12 protein-coding genes are annotated in these 12728 nt (G+C 75.3%); 4 read left to right on the forward strand and 8 right to left on the reverse strand.

Features of this window, described 5'->3' with window-relative positions; genetic code table 11:
* Positions 1-4 precede the first annotated feature (4 nt).
* The 5 genes from ACSUPR_RS13935 to ACSUPR_RS13955 all read right to left on the reverse strand — a co-directional run bounded on the left by ACSUPR_RS13935 (position 5) and on the right by ACSUPR_RS13955 (position 5205).
* Complete coding sequence (locus ACSUPR_RS13935) at positions 5-793, reverse strand: alpha/beta fold hydrolase (protein WP_436891714.1); 789 nt, start codon at positions 791-793, stop codon at positions 5-7.
* A gap of 46 nt (positions 794-839) precedes the next feature.
* On the reverse strand, positions 840-1649 hold the full coding sequence (locus tag ACSUPR_RS13940) for a nucleotidyltransferase domain-containing protein (protein ID WP_436891715.1): 810 nt from the start codon (positions 1647-1649) through the stop codon (positions 840-842).
* 80 nt (positions 1650-1729) lie between these two features.
* On the reverse strand, positions 1730-2353 hold the full coding sequence (locus tag ACSUPR_RS13945; protein WP_436891716.1) for a DJ-1/PfpI family protein: 624 nt from the start codon (positions 2351-2353) through the stop codon (positions 1730-1732).
* The gene (locus ACSUPR_RS13950) at positions 2350-3303 is read right to left on the reverse strand and encodes a GlxA family transcriptional regulator (RefSeq protein ID WP_436891717.1); all 954 of its coding nucleotides are present in this window, start codon (positions 3301-3303) and stop codon (positions 2350-2352) included. Before ACSUPR_RS13950 ends, ACSUPR_RS13945 begins: the two co-directional genes overlap by 4 nt.
* A 204-nt stretch (positions 3304-3507) precedes the next feature.
* Positions 3508-5205, reverse strand: a complete 1698-nt coding sequence (locus tag ACSUPR_RS13955) for a helix-turn-helix domain-containing protein (RefSeq protein WP_436891718.1) — start codon at positions 5203-5205, stop codon at positions 3508-3510.
* Between the two features lie 164 nt (positions 5206-5369).
* Here ACSUPR_RS13955 and ACSUPR_RS13960 point away from each other — a divergent pair, with 164 nt between their 5' ends.
* Positions 5370-6479, forward strand: a complete 1110-nt coding sequence (locus ACSUPR_RS13960) for an alcohol dehydrogenase catalytic domain-containing protein (protein WP_436891719.1) — start codon at positions 5370-5372, stop codon at positions 6477-6479.
* A 64-nt stretch (positions 6480-6543) separates the two neighbouring features.
* Positions 6544-7935, forward strand: coding sequence for a hypothetical protein (locus ACSUPR_RS13965; protein WP_436891720.1), 1392 nt, complete (start codon positions 6544-6546; stop codon positions 7933-7935).
* 61 nt (positions 7936-7996) lie between these two features.
* Here ACSUPR_RS13965 and ACSUPR_RS13970 read toward each other — a convergent pair whose 3' ends face one another.
* The gene (locus ACSUPR_RS13970) at positions 7997-9007 is read right to left on the reverse strand and encodes a DUF418 domain-containing protein (protein ID WP_436891721.1); all 1011 of its coding nucleotides are present in this window, start codon (positions 9005-9007) and stop codon (positions 7997-7999) included.
* Between the two features lie 120 nt (positions 9008-9127).
* Here ACSUPR_RS13970 and ACSUPR_RS13975 point away from each other — a divergent pair, with 120 nt between their 5' ends.
* Entirely contained in the window at positions 9128-10291 is a 1164-nt protein-coding gene (locus ACSUPR_RS13975; protein WP_436891722.1) for a sensor histidine kinase, read from the forward strand.
* Positions 10288-10932, forward strand: a complete 645-nt coding sequence (locus tag ACSUPR_RS13980; protein ID WP_436891723.1) for a response regulator — start codon at positions 10288-10290, stop codon at positions 10930-10932. Before ACSUPR_RS13975 ends, ACSUPR_RS13980 begins: the two co-directional genes overlap by 4 nt.
* Before the next feature lie 6 nt (positions 10933-10938).
* Here the strand turns inward: ACSUPR_RS13980 and ACSUPR_RS13985 are convergent, their stop codons facing one another.
* Complete coding sequence (locus tag ACSUPR_RS13985; protein WP_436891724.1) at positions 10939-11499, reverse strand: hypothetical protein; 561 nt, start codon at positions 11497-11499, stop codon at positions 10939-10941.
* Positions 11500-11850: 351 nt separating this feature from the next.
* Positions 11851-12645, reverse strand: coding sequence for a GntR family transcriptional regulator (locus ACSUPR_RS13990; RefSeq protein WP_436891725.1), 795 nt, complete (start codon positions 12643-12645; stop codon positions 11851-11853).
* Positions 12646-12728: the final 83 nt, after the last annotated feature.

A 12728-nucleotide genomic window follows, 5' to 3' on the forward strand; every position in this document is an offset into this window, starting at 1 on the left:
GCGCCTACCCCAGCGGGTGGGCGGCGAGGAAGTCGAGGACCTCGCGGGTGGCCTTGGACCCGCCTTCGTGCAGGTAGCCGTGGCGCAGGCCGGGCAGCACGAGCAGGCGGGCCTGCGGGATCCGCTCGGCCAGCAGGGCGGCGTTGCCGACCGGGGTGAGCCGGTCGTCCTCGCCGTGCACGACCAGCGTCGGCGCCTGGATCCGCGGCAGCAGGTCCCAGCCGTCGTACCCGGTGCTCGCCCCGAAGTGCAGGCGCTGGGCGCGCAGCGGGCCGCGCGGCAGGATGCGGGCGACGGTGCCCGGGTGCGCGGCCGCCCACTCCGGTGTGTAGAAGAGCGGGCCGATCTTCTGCGCACCGGCCGCGGTGCCCGCCTGGCGCAGGGCCAGGGTCGACTCGCGGGGCCGCTCCACCTCGTGCGGTCCGCCCGGGGCGGTGGCGCCCAGGACCAGGGCGCCCACGCGCTCCGGTGCGGTGGCCGCCATCCTCTGGGCGACCTTGCCTCCCATCGAGAACCCGTAGACGTGGGCGCGCCCGATGCCCAGCGCGTCCAGCACCGCCAGGGCGTCGTCGACGAAGAGGTCCAGGGTGTACGGGGAGCCGAGCGGTGCGTCGCTGCCGCCGGTGCCCCGGAAGTCCGTCCGCACCACCCGGTGGCGCTCGGCCAGCGCGGCGTGCGGCCCGTCCCACATCTCGTGGTCGAGCGCCTGGCCGTTGAAGAGCAGGAGGGGGTCGCCGTCACCGAGGACGTCGTACCAGATGCGGGTTCCGTCGGAAGCGGTCACGTGGCTCACGGAACCGGACACTACCCGAAGAATCGCCCACCGGCCGTGGTCCCGGTCACCGCGGTGCCTTCACCCCGTGGACCCTGCGGTACTCGCGGGCGACGCGCGGCGCCAGGCCGTCGGTGACCATGCGCAGCAGCTCCCGGTCGGGGACCGGGTCCAGTGCCGCGGCGGCGGTGCGCCGCAGGTCGGCGGCCCACTCCGGGTGGTACCGGCCGGCGATCTCCGCCGACCGCCCCAGATCGCTGGTCCAGCCGCCCCAGGAGGGCATGACCAGGGTGAACGCGCTGCGGACGGTCTTGCGGGCCGCCCTGCGCACCACCGCGCCCAGGTCGTCGCCGTCGGCGGCCGCCCGCCAGCGCTCGGGGAACAGGTGCAGGTCGCCGTTGGTCTCCCGGGCCAGCAGGGAGGTGGGGCGGTAGGCGGGCAGGCTCGGCGCGAGGTCGGCCCCCAGCAGCGGCGTGCACAGGCGGGAGACGAAGAACCCGCCGTCGTTCGGGTCGGCGAGGATCGCCGCCGCGCCCTCCAGCAGGATCCCCACCCCGTCGACCTCCCCGAAGGCGGAGTCCAGGTGGCCCTCGAGCCACCGGGCCGCCTCCCGGTCCTCCCCGGTGGGCGGCCCGTTGAACACCAGCATCAGGTCCAGGTCGGAGCGGCCGGGCCGGGCCGTCCCGCGCGGGACGCTGCCGTAGAGGTAGGCGCCGTGCAGGCGGGCGCCGGGGCCCGGAGCACCGTAGAGTGCGCCGATCCCCTCCCGGGCGGCGGCCACCACCGGGCCGAACACCGGCCCCACCCGGTCGATGGAGCCCTCGCGGGCGATGGTCCCGTCGGGGTTCAGGCCCCTGTCCTCGCCGTCCTCGTCCATGGCGCCCAGCCTGTCGGAGCCGCCGCCGCACCCGCAACGGGATTCCCCCGGCGGCCGGACCGGGCGGGTCGGGGCGGGCGTCAGGCGGCGTCCGCGGCGGGGGGCAGGGGCTCGTCGGCGAGGTAGGGAGGGGCGGGCTCGTACTGGATCCTCTCCCGTACGGTGCGCGCGTGGTCGCGCCCGTGCAGCCTTCCCACCAGCCACAGGGACATGTCGATCCCGGCGGACACACCCTGGCTGGTCACCAGGTTCCCGTCGACCACGTAGCGGGCGTCGCGGACCACGGTGACCTCGCCGCGGGCCTCCAGCCCGTCCTCCCAGGACCGGTGCGTGGCCACGCGCCGCCCGCGCGCGGGGCCCGCCGCGTGCAGGAGGTAGGCGCCCGTGCACACCGACGCGGTCCACTCCGCCGCGGCCGAGGTCTCGGCCACCCAGCCGGTCACGACGGGGTTCGCCGACGCCGTCGTGCGCGCCCCCGCCCCGCCCGGTACGACCAGCACGTCCAGCGGGGGGTGCCCGCCGAAGGCGTGGTCCGGCCGGACCCTCAGGCCCTTGGCGCACCGGACCTCCCCGCCGGTCTCCCCGATGAGCAGGACGCGGTCGCCGCGGTCCCGCACCAGGGCCGAGGTGGCCAGCACCTCCCAGGGACCGGCGAAGTCGAGTTCCTCGACCTGGTCGAAGACCAGGACGCCGTAGGTGGTCATACGTACTCCCTCGTTGCTCGGAATCTGTTGCGGTAGTCGGACGGCGCCACCCCGACCCGGCGGTGGAAGGCCCGGCGCAGGGTCTCCGCGGTCCCCAGGCCGAAACGCCGGGCGAGGGCGTCGACGGGCTCGTCGCCCTCGGCCAGGGCCCGCCGGACCGCCTCGATCCTCACCCGCTCGACGTAGGAGGTCGGCGGCTCGCCCATCTCCGCCGTGAACCGCCGTTGCAGGTGGCGGGGGCTGAGTCCGGCGCTCGCGGCGAGCCCGGCCACCGAGTGGTCCCCGCCGGGGTCGGCGTGGACCGCGTGGACGGCCTCGCGGATCGGGTCGGTCCGCGGCCGGACGGACCACAGGGGGACGCTGAACTGCGACTGGCTCCCCGGACGGCGCAGGAACATCACCAGCTCCCGCGCCACATCCTGGGCCACCCCGCACCCGTGGTCCTCCTCCACCAGGGCCAGCGCGAGGTCCATCCCGGCGGTGACCCCGGCGGAGGTCCACACGTTCCCGTCCGCGACGAAAACGGGGTCGCAGTCCACGACCGCCTCCGGGTGCTCGCGGACGAGCTGGTCACGGCGCTTCCAGTGGGTGGTGACCCGCCGTCCCCGGACGAGCCCGGCCGCCGCCAGCAGGAACACCCCGCTGCACACCGACGCCACCCGCCGCGCCTCCGGCGCGGCCGCCGCGATCCACCCCACCAGCACGGGGTCGAGCCGGGCGGAGTCGACCCCGGCGCCGCCCACGACCAGCAGGGTGTCGGTGCCCCGCGGGTCCAGGTCGCCGAGCCCGTGCCCGGCGTGCAGGGAGAGGCCGCTCGAGGCCCGCACGGGGCCCGCGGCGGGCGCGACCACCCGGCAGTCGTACCGGCCCGTGTGGCGGAAGACCTCGTAGGGGCCGGTGAGGTCGAGCGATTGGAAGCCGTCGTAGACGACGAAGACGACGCGTCTCATGCGTTCAAGCCTGCTGCCGCCCTCACGATGGCGTCAACGACGTGCACCCCACGATTCACGCCATCGTCGGCGGCCGGGAGGACGGCCGGGCCGGGGGCACCGGGCCGCGGGACGTGCCGTGTCCGGCCTCCGCGGCGCTCGGCGCCTCCGGAGGGCGCGGACCCCGCCGGGGCGGAGGGGCACACCCCGGGGCCGGGTCCGGGGTCAGCCGGGCGCGGTCCCCGGAGCCGTCCGCCGCCCCGGGGCCCCGGGGCGGCGCAGGCCGACCCGGGCGTCGCGCACCTGGAGCGCCAGGTGCGTCTCCAGGCGGCGCGGCGAGGCGTCCCAGCCCTGGCCGAGCAGTGCGCCGATCCGGGTGAGCCGCTGGCGCACCGTGTTGCGGTGCAGGTGCAGCAGCTCGGCGACCCGGGCGACGCTGCCGTCGGTCTCCAGGTAGTAGAAGGCGGTGCGGGCCAGGTCGGTGCCCCGCTCGTCGTCGTAGGCCAGCAGCGGGTCGATGCCCCGGGTGAGCGACTCCGGGAGGCCGCCGGTGCGGGCCAGGTCCAGGAGCGCGTGGACCATGCCCAGCCGGTCGCCGTCGAGCACCCCGTCCCGGTCGAGGGTGATGAGCGAACCGAGCGCGAGCGAGGCCCTCCGGTGCGCGTCGGGCAGCTCCCCCGGCACCGTGACCGGCCCGGCCGCACCGGCCCGCAGCGTCCGGCCCCGCCCGGCGAACGCCGTGCGCAGCCTGCCCTCCCAGTCGGGGGAGGCGGTCACCAGGCACAGGTGGTCGGAGTGCGCGGTCATCACGGCCCGGCCGACGGCGGAGCGCAGCACCTGCCGGTACCGCCGCGCCTCCGCGGCGGGCACGTCCAGGGCCACGCACCACAGGCGGTCGTCGGAGCGCAGGCCCCAGCGGCGCATCCGCCGCTCCAGCCGGTCGTGCGGGAGGTCGGCCCCGGAGAGGAGGTCGTCGATCAGCTCGTCCTGTCCGCGCAGGTCGGCGTCCTCCTCCGCCCGGCTGAAGAGCAGGGCCAGGGCGACGTGCACGGCGACCCTCTCCAGCAGCGCCCTGCCGTCCGGGCCCAGGACCGAACCCGTGTGCAGGCTGCCCAGGGTCTCCGCCGCCGCGGTGACCGCGACGGCGGTCCCGGGCTCGGGGACCGCGCCGGCCGGGTCCGCGGTCGTGGCGAGCAGCGCGCCGGAGGCATCCCGCATGTACAGGTCGTCGTCGAGCGCGCCGCGGCCGATGGTGAGGACGCGCCCGACGTCCGGCGAGACCATCACCGCATCCAGGAGCCTGCGGTCCAGTTCCACGATCCGGGTGGCCAGTTGCAGCTCGGCGGCGCTGCGCCGGTGCTCCACGTTGAGGAGCTCGGCCTGGCGGGCCATCTCCTCGAAGCGCAGCGAGTTGTCGATCGCGACCGCCGCCTGCTTGGCGATCGACTCCACACAGCTGATCTCCTCCGGCTCGAACCGGCGCGACCGGCGTTCGGCCACGATGAGCGCGCCGATCACCCGGCCCGCCACCGTGAGCGGCGCGCCCATGATCGTCTCGACCGCCTCGGCCCGCACGATCTCGTCGACCTCCGGATCGTGCACGACCGTGGGGTCGTCCAGGTAGGCGGAGGTCTGGAAGGGCGCCAGGCCGGTGGCGACCTGCCCCAGCACCCCGACCCCGAGCGGCATGCGCAGGGCCCGGTAGGCGGGCGTGGTGACGCCGTCGGACTGGCGGATGTAGGTGTCGCCGCGTTCGGGGTCGTTGAGGCTGATGTACGCCATGTCCGCGCCGACGATGGCGCGCGTGCGGCGCACGATCGCCTGGAGCACGGCCTCCACGTCCCGCAGCGCGGTGAGGTCGGTGGCCGTGTCGAGGAGGACCCGCAGCAGGTCCTCCCGGGAGCGCCCCAGAGTGTTCGCCATGCACACAGCGTACGGGGATCTATGGACCCCGAGACATCGTGACCCATGACACCGACCGACTAGGTTTCGGAAAGTTGCCTGGTCAGACACCTCGCGAGGGTGACGACGGGCGTTCGCGGCCCCGTGCCGCACACAGGCGGACCGACAAGGAAGGACGGACGAGGGTGCAGATCACCGGGGCGGTACTGGAGGAGATCGGACGGAGTCGCCCGTACGCGGAGTCGGCCCCCGTCAGCGTCACGCGGCTGGAGCTCGCCGAGCCCGGCCCGACCGAGGTCCGGGTGCGGATCGAGGCGGCCGGGGTGTGCCACTCCGACCTGTCGGTGCTGGACGGCAACCGCGTCCGCCCCGTCCCGATGCTGCTCGGCCACGAGGCCGCCGGCCGGGTCGAGGCCGTCGGCGCGGAGGTGTCCGACCTCGACGTCGGCCGCCGCGTCGTGATGACCTTCCTGCCGCGCTGCGGGGAGTGCGACGGCTGCCGGACCGGGGGGCGGCTCCCCTGCGGCCCCGGCAGCGCGGCCAACAACGAGGGCCGGCTGCTGCACGGCTCGCGGCGCCTCACCCGCGGCGGCGAGACCGTCCACCACCACCTGGGCGTCTCCGGTTTCGCGACCCACGCCGTGGTGGACCGCGCCTCCCTGGTCCCCGTGGACGACGACGTCCCGGCGGAGGTCGCGGCGGTGCTCGGCTGCGCCGTGCTCACCGGCGGCGGCGCGCTGCTCAACGCGGTGCGGGCCGAGCCCGGCGAGAGCGTCATGGTCGTGGGCCTGGGCGGCGTCGGCATGGCCGCCCTGCTGGCCGCGGTGGCGCAGGGCACCGGTGAGGTCATCGCCGTCGACACGCTCCCGGAGAAGCTGGAGCTGGCCCGGGAGCTGGGCGCCTCCCGCGCCTGCACCCCGGCCGAGGTCGCCGGGCAGGGCCTGCGGGCCTCCCACACCATCGAGTGCGCCGGGAACCCTCGCGCCCTCGAGACCGCGTTCGCCGCCACCGCCCCCGGGGGGCGCACCGTCACCGTGGGCCTGCCCGGGCCGACCGCCCTGGCCCGGCTCTCACCCCTCACCATGACCGCCGAGGCGCGCACCGTGATCGGGTCCTACCTGGGCTCGGCCGTACCCGCGCGGGACATCCCCGAGTTCGCGCGGTGGTGGCGCGAGGGCCGCCTGCCCGTGGAGCGGCTCATCAGCCGCCGCATCCGCCTGGACGAGATCAACGAGGCCATGGACGAGCTCGCCGACGGAAAGGCGGTCCGCCAGGTCATCGTCTTCGACGAGTGACCCGGCCTTCCGAGTGGACACCGCCCGGGCGCCGCCGCGCCCGGGGAACACGAAAGCACCTTCAATGAGTCAGAGACCCACCGGCCCGGACGCGGCCTCACCGCACTGGAAAGCGGGCCCGTTCGAGATCCGCCTGCCCTTCGTGCACTACAGGTTCCAATGGCAGGACTACACCCAGGGCCTGGTCATGTGCGCGGTCGACCTGTCCGCGATCCCGCTGCTGACCGAGCTCCTCGGTATGCCGTTCGAGGCGGCGCTCGCCGTCGTCGTGCTCAACGGCCTGCTGTACCTGCTCCACCACCTGCTGGGCGACCCGGTGGTGCCCGGCTGGATCACCCCGGCCGTCCCGCTGCTGATGGTCTACTGCCAGCAGTTCCCCGAGGGCCCCGAACGGGTGCAGGCGCTCATCGCGTTCCAGCTCGTGCTCGCGGCGCTGTCGATCACCCTGGGGGTGACCGGGCTCGCCTCCAAGGTGGTCCGCTTCATCCCGAACGCACTGCGCGCCGGGATCGTCGTGGGCGCGGGCTTCGCCGCGGTCCAGAGCGTGTTCGCCGGGGGCGGCCGGTTCGAGACCTTCCCGTGGACGATCTCGATCGCCGTGGGCCTGGCCTTCCTGCTGCTCTACTCGAGGGGCTTCGCCGACGCGCAGAAGCGCAGCCGGGTGCTGCGGCTGATCGGGAGCCTGGGCATCCTGCCGTGCATCCTGCTCGCCGTCGTCGTCGCACCGCTCTTCGGCGAGGCCCCCTGGCCGACCCTGGAGTGGGGCTTCGCCACACCCGACTTCGTGACCCTGTGGACGGAGTACACCGTCTTCGGCGTGGGTGTCCCGCCCGCGATGATGCTGCTCACCGCGGTCCCCACCGTCGCCGCGGCGTACATCGTGGTCTTCGGCGACGTGCTTCAGGCCCGCGCGGTCCTGGACGAGGCCGCCGAGGTCCGCACCGACGAGAAGGTCCGCTACAACCCGAACCGCGCCCACATGATCTTCGGCGCCCGCAACGCCGTGATGGGCGTGATCGGCCCGGACGTCACCATGTGCGGCCCGCTGTGGGCGGCCATGCACGTGGCCATCTCCGAGCGGTACAAGAAGGGCCGCGACGCGATGCAGTCGATCTTCAGCGGCGCCGGCTCGTTCCGCTGGGGTACCAACACCGGCCTGTGGCTGCTGCCGATCGTGTCGCTCGTGGAACCGGTGCTCGGGGTGGCTCTCGCGCTCACCCTCATCATCCAGGGGTTCGTGAGCGTCAAGGTCGGCATCCTGGAGGCCCGCAGCCGGACCGACCTCGGCATCGCGGGCGTCACCGGCGCCGTGCTGGCCCTCAACGGCGCCGCTTGGGGGTTCGCCGTCGGCATCATCCTGTGCCTGCTGGTGTACGGGCGCCGGTTCTTCTCCGGCGAGGACGACGGCGTGATCGACCACGGGGACCGGCCCGCGGCCGAACCCGCCCGGGACTGACGGCCGGCGCCCCCGCCCCGCTCCCCCGGGGGCGGGGGCGCCGCCGTGCCCGCCGTGTCGTTCAGCCCGCCGGAACTGCCCCGGAGGCGGCGACGGGACCGCGCCGGCCCCAGGTGGCCAGGCGCCAGAGCCACTCGACCGGCCCCTGTCCGAAGCGGCGCAGCCACAGGACGGCGAACACCCACTGCGCGGCCAGGACCGTCCCGGCGACGGCCAGCGCCACCGGGAGGGACCCGGCGACCGGCAGGCCCAGGACGTGGGCGGCGCCCAGGACCAGGAGTGTGGCGCTCAGGTGCTGGGTCAGCGCGATCCGGCCCAGGGGCGCGAACACGGCCGTCGGCACCGACCGCAGGGGTGTCCTGAGCAGGACCAGCAGTACGCACACGTACGTTCCGGTGCGCAGCAGGTCCGCCGTGAGGCTCTGCCACGGTACGGGGCCGGGCCCCGCCGCGGTCGGCGCCGCCCACGCGGCGAGCGCCGCCCCCGCCGCACAGGCCAGGCCCACCAGGACCGGGCCCCGGGTGGAGTGGTCGATCCGCGCGACCACCCCGTAGCGCACCAGCGCCGCCCCGGTCAGGAACAGCCCGGCGACCAGCAGCGGCCCTCCCATGCCCACGACCAGTCCCGCCGGGACGAGGACGGCGGCGCCCAGCGCGACCGCCCACCGCGGCGCCCAGCTGAAGGGCAGCAGCACCAGCAGGCCGACGACGGCGTAGACGCCGAGGATGTCCCCCGGCCACAGCAGCCGGTGCAGGAGGCCGATCACCAGGAGCACCAGGAGGCGCCGCAGCAGGACGAGCCGTGGGCGGGGGGCGCGCTTCCGGGCGGACTCCAGCAGCAGGGCGAAGCCGATGCCGAACAGCAGGGAGAGGACGGGGAGGCCCAGCCACACGTGCGCGGCGCCCATGGGCGGCTCCGCGGTGGCGGTCGAAGTGCCCGCGATCAGCTGGATGTTGGACACCAGGATCCCGCTCACGGCGATTCCGCGCAGCACGTCCAGCGCGACGACACGGGTCCGGGGCGGCGGGTCCGGGGCGGCGGCCGGTCCCGGGAGGAAGGGTTCGTTTGCCATGGGGCCGAGCCTGCCGGGCGGCCCCGGCTCCGGGCACCGGCCGAAGGAAGGGTTCGCGGTCGCCGCAACAGTACTTTCGGCCGGTTCGGCCGCGTCCCCGGCCTCCCTAATCTGAACCCTGTGAACAGTGGGAACAGCTCCCCCGGGCGCCCCCGACGGCACAGGTGGGCGGCGGACGCGGCCCTGGCCGCGGTCCTCGCGGCGGCGGTCGCCTTCCAGGCGTACGGCATCGCGTCGACCTGGGGCGGCGGACACTGGTGGCCGGGCGCGGCCGCGGGCGCGGCGGTGGGCGTGATCGCCCTGGTGCGCCGCCGCGGCCGGGCGGTGGCGGCGGCCGCCGGGCTGTCCGTGGCGGCGGCCTCGGTGCCGGTCTCCTGGTGGTTCGGCCTGCCCGCGGAACCCGGCCCGGCCGCGGCCCTGGCCCTGGCGGTCCTCACCGCCTCCGCCGTCGGCCACCTGCCGCTCCGGCCGGCCTGCGCGGTGGCGGCCGGCGGGCTCGCGGTGGTCGGAGCCGCCTTCCTGTCCGAGCTGGGCTCCCCCTCCGGCATGCCCGTGGTGTGGCTGAACCTGCTCCTGTGGCTGGGCGGTGTCGCGTCCGGTCTGGGGCCCCGGCTGCTGGCGGCCCGCCGCCGCCGGGAACACGACAGGGTGCGCCGCGACGAGCGGATGGAACTCGCCCGGGAGCTGCACGACATCGTCGCCCACCACATCACCGGCATCGTGATCGAGGCCCAGGCGGGGAGGCTCGAAGCCCGCGACGGGCCCGGCGGCGGACGGGCCCGGGACTCCCTCGCCGCCATCGAGGCCGAGGGAGCCGAGGCGCTGGCCGCGATGCGCCGCGTCGTCGGCCTGCTGCGCGAGGAGAGCGGCGCCTCCCTCACCTCCCCCGCCGCCGAGCGGCTCACCGACCTCGTCGACCGGTTCGCGCGGCGGGGCGGGCCGTCCGTGCGGCTCCACCTGTCCGAGGACGAGCGGACGTGGCCGCCCGAGGTCGCGGGCACCGTCCACCGCATCGTCCAGGAGTCGCTGACCAACGTCGCGCGCCACGCCGCGCACGCGGAGACGGTCACCGTCAGCGTCGCCCGGGGCGGTGAGGACCTCACCGTGGAGGTGGCGGACGACGCACCCGCCTCGCCCCCTCGGCGGCGCCGGGGCGGATACGGGCTGACCGGCATGCACGAGCGGGTACGGGCCCTGGGGGGCACACTGGAGGCGGGCCCCCGCGACGGAGGCGGCTGGTCCGTGTCCGCCGTCCTTCCCCTGACCGACCGGAGGAGCCGATGACCGTCCGGGTACTGGTGGCCGACGACCAGGCGATGATCCGCAGCGGCCTGCGGAGGATCATCGAGAGCGACCCCGCTCTGACCGTGGTCGCGGAGGCGGCGGACGGCGCGGAGGCGGTCGAGGCGGCCAGGCGCCTGCGCCCGGACGTGTGCCTGGTGGACATCCGCATGCCGCGCCTGGACGGCCTGGAGGTCACCCGGCTCCTGGCCGGCCCGGGGGTCGCCGATCCCCTGCGGGTCGTCGTGGTGACCACGTTCGACCTCGACGAGTACGTCTACGGGGCGCTGCGGGGCGGAGCGGTGGGGTTCGTCCTCAAGGACGCGGGGCCCGCCCTGCTCATCGAGGCCGTCCTGTCCGCGCACGCCGGGGACGCCCTGATCTCTCCGGCGGTCACCCTGCGGCTGCTGCGGCACCTGACCGCCGCGGCACCCGCCCGGGAACACCCGAACCCGCTGTCCGAGCGCGAGACCGAGGTGACCCGTGCCGTCGCCCGGGGGTGCACCAACCAGGAGACCGCCGACCGGCTGTTCATCTCCGTCAGCACGGTCAAGGGCCACCTGTCCGCCGTCCAGGCCAAGCTGGGCCTGCGCAACCGCGTGGAGGTCGCCGCCTGGGCCTGGGAGCACGGCCTGATGGGCTAGCGGCCCTCAGAGGTCCTTGGCCCGCTGCGCTGCCGCGAGGAGCAGTCCGCAGGCGGCCACCGCCGCGAACACCCCGGAACCCGCGGAGATGAGGGCGTTCTCCACCGGCTCCGGCCAGAAGACGAGGAACAGGACCGGCCCGGGGACCGCGGTGATCTGCGCGGTGAACAGCACCCCGTTCCTCACCGCGGCCTCGTCGCCCCCCAGGGCGAACACCGCCCACACGGCCATCGTGAAGGCGACCGCCAGCACCAGGAACCCCAGCACCAGCCCCCAGCGCCCCTCGACGAGCGCCTCTCCCCACAGTTCCCACCCGGTGGCGAAGTTGCGGGGCTCGCCCATGGTGACGGTCCCGTCGTCGAAGAGCCGGAACCCGCGGGACTCGCTGGTCCCCCGCAGCCACGGCAGCCCCAGGGACAGGAACAGCACGGCGGCCCCGACCGCCAGCCCCAGGGAGGCCGCCCTCTCCCGGTTCGCCCGCCGCTGCCCGTCGAAGCTCCGCAACTCCAGCTTCTTCAGCCGCTCCCGCAGCGCGTCGATCTCCTCGTAGGCCGACCTCTCGCCCATCCCTGCTCCCTTCCTCGAACCCTCGCGAAGGGAGAGACTTCCACATCCTTCCCGCGGTTCCGGAATCCGGCCTCCTCGTCCCCGGATCCACCCTGGCCGGGTGGCACGGCGGCCGTCTGCGGCCGCGGACGGGGCTCCCGCCGCGATCGGAACGGGCGGGCCACGGAGAACGAGCGGATCCGGCCCGTCCGGGTCCGCGGCGACACCGTGACGGTCTCCTGCGCCGACGGATCCGCCGGGGTCCGCGAGGCGATCCACGCGACGCCCTCCTCCGCCGCGGGGCCCCGGCGCCGCGCGCGGGAGCGGCCGGGGACGACCGGTCGCCGTGACCGTGCCCGGTCGGGGCGTCGGCTACCAGCGCTCCAGGGTGGTCGTGAAGAGTGCCTCGGTGCGGTCCCCCGGGAGGATGACCTCGGCCCACTCGACGACGCGCCCCCGCGTGTCGATCGAGCTCCTGTGCAGCACCATGACCGCGATGCCCGCCCTCAGGCCCAGTTCGTCCGCCTCCGCCGCGGTCGGCGGACGGACGGTGACCCGCTCCTCGATCCGGTCGAACTCGATGCCCACCGTTTGCAGCTGGCTCTGCGTACCGCCGGGCCACGGCTCCTTCGTCTCGTCGAGCAGGTCGGGGTTGCCCTCGACGAGGTCCACCACCAGGTAGGAGCGCACCAGGTCGAAGGGGGCGGGTTCGTCCTCGTGGCGTGTCCGGTAGAGGCGTTCCAGCAGTTCGGTCCCGTGCGGGACCCCCAGGACCCGGGAGAGCTCGGCGTCGGCCCGCACCCGGTTGTAGGAGGCGCTGAACACCAGGTCGTCGACTTCGAGGCCGGTGTCGCGTTCGGTGGCGCCGGTGGACAGTCTCTCGCCCACGCCCGCGCGGACCCGGTCCTTCTCCCACTGGTGCCGCCCGTTGGACCGCCGGACCGGGCGCCGGGGCCCGCGCACCAGGTCCGCGCTCCCCTCCCCCGACCCGATCAGCCCCTCGGCCCGGAGGAGGCCGAGAGCCCGCCGGACCACGGCCGGCTCCTCACCGTAGTCGTCGCACAGCTCCGCCTCCCCGGGCAGCGGATCGCCCGGTGCCGGGTCCCCGGCCAGGATGCGCCGCCGAAGGTCGTCCGCGATGCGCTCGTGCACCTTTCCCGTGGCCATGCACCGATCACCCCCTAGACACCCCCGACCCTAGCCCCGGAGGGCGCCGTCGCCCGGCAGAACCGGGGGCGTGGCCCGCGGTT

Source organism: Nocardiopsis dassonvillei (assembly GCF_964273065.1).
GTDB lineage: Bacteria > Actinomycetota > Actinomycetes > Streptosporangiales > Streptosporangiaceae > Nocardiopsis > Nocardiopsis dassonvillei_B.

What these genes read in the sequence shown, in the direction of transcription:
- ACSUPR_RS13990 (WP_436891725.1), bottom strand. Translation starts at nt 12,645, where the DNA reads ATGGCCACGGGAAAGGTGCACGAGCGCATCGCGGACGACCTTCGGCGG.
- ACSUPR_RS13980 (WP_436891723.1), top strand. Translation starts at nt 10,288, where the DNA reads ATGACCGTCCGGGTACTGGTGGCCGACGACCAGGCGATGATCCGCAGC.
- ACSUPR_RS13940 (WP_436891715.1), bottom strand. Translation starts at nt 1,649, where the DNA reads ATGGACGAGGACGGCGAGGACAGGGGCCTGAACCCCGACGGGACCATC.
- ACSUPR_RS13965 (WP_436891720.1), top strand. Translation starts at nt 6,544, where the DNA reads ATGAGTCAGAGACCCACCGGCCCGGACGCGGCCTCACCGCACTGGAAA.
- ACSUPR_RS13955 (WP_436891718.1), bottom strand. Translation starts at nt 5,205, where the DNA reads ATGGCGAACACTCTGGGGCGCTCCCGGGAGGACCTGCTGCGGGTCCTC.
- ACSUPR_RS13945 (WP_436891716.1), bottom strand. Translation starts at nt 2,353, where the DNA reads ATGACCACCTACGGCGTCCTGGTCTTCGACCAGGTCGAGGAACTCGAC.
- ACSUPR_RS13950 (WP_436891717.1), bottom strand. Translation starts at nt 3,303, where the DNA reads ATGAGACGCGTCGTCTTCGTCGTCTACGACGGCTTCCAATCGCTCGAC.
- ACSUPR_RS13970 (WP_436891721.1), bottom strand. Translation starts at nt 9,007, where the DNA reads ATGGCAAACGAACCCTTCCTCCCGGGACCGGCCGCCGCCCCGGACCCG.
- ACSUPR_RS13985 (WP_436891724.1), bottom strand. Translation starts at nt 11,499, where the DNA reads ATGGGCGAGAGGTCGGCCTACGAGGAGATCGACGCGCTGCGGGAGCGG.